This window comes from Kiritimatiellia bacterium, assembly GCA_025054615.1.
GTDB lineage: Bacteria > Verrucomicrobiota > Kiritimatiellia > CAIVKH01 > CAIVKH01 > JANWZO01.
Genome location: JANWZO010000051.1, coordinates 1 through 502, shown reverse-complemented (window position 1 = coordinate 502; position 502 = coordinate 1). Strand labels below are relative to the sequence as shown.

The 502-nt window shown below is 63.3% G+C and carries 1 protein-coding gene; it reads right to left on the bottom strand.

Going from position 1 to position 502, the window contains the following annotated elements; genetic code table 11:
• Positions 1-502, bottom strand: a 502-nt coding sequence (locus tag NZ740_10790) for a transposase (protein MCS6772484.1), incomplete at both ends; no start/stop codon positions are given.

Here is a 502-nt window from a genome sequence, read left to right as displayed (position 1 = left end):
TCCTTGCGAAATTCATCATCGCCGAAACACCACCCCCTCCGGATCGCCGCGTAGTCGGCAGGCTCCTCTTCCCTCCGTCTTGCCTCCATCGCTCGCGCCAACGCCCGTCGTCCCGCCGGACTGTCCTTGGGAATGCCGTATTCTCCCATCAGCCGGTTCACGCGCAGCCAAACCCGCCGTTTGTTGGGCGCCTTCAAGTACTCCGGCCAACTGCTCCACCGATAGCGGCTCAGTCGCTCACCCGCCGCCAACAACCCGGCCCGCGCCGGGTTCAGATGGACGTAGTCGCAAACGGTGCGGAAATACCCCTGGCCCGTGCCATCCACCACCAGCGCCTTATACCGTCCCGCGAACAGGTGGCCGGTTAGCCGGTGCCGACGATTGAAGCGCATGGTGTACGTGCCAAGAAGCCACTTCATTCCCGGCACCAGATTCCCGCCGGGTGTTTCCACCACCAAGTGGAAGTGATTCGCCATCAGGCAGAACGCGTGCACCTCCCAAC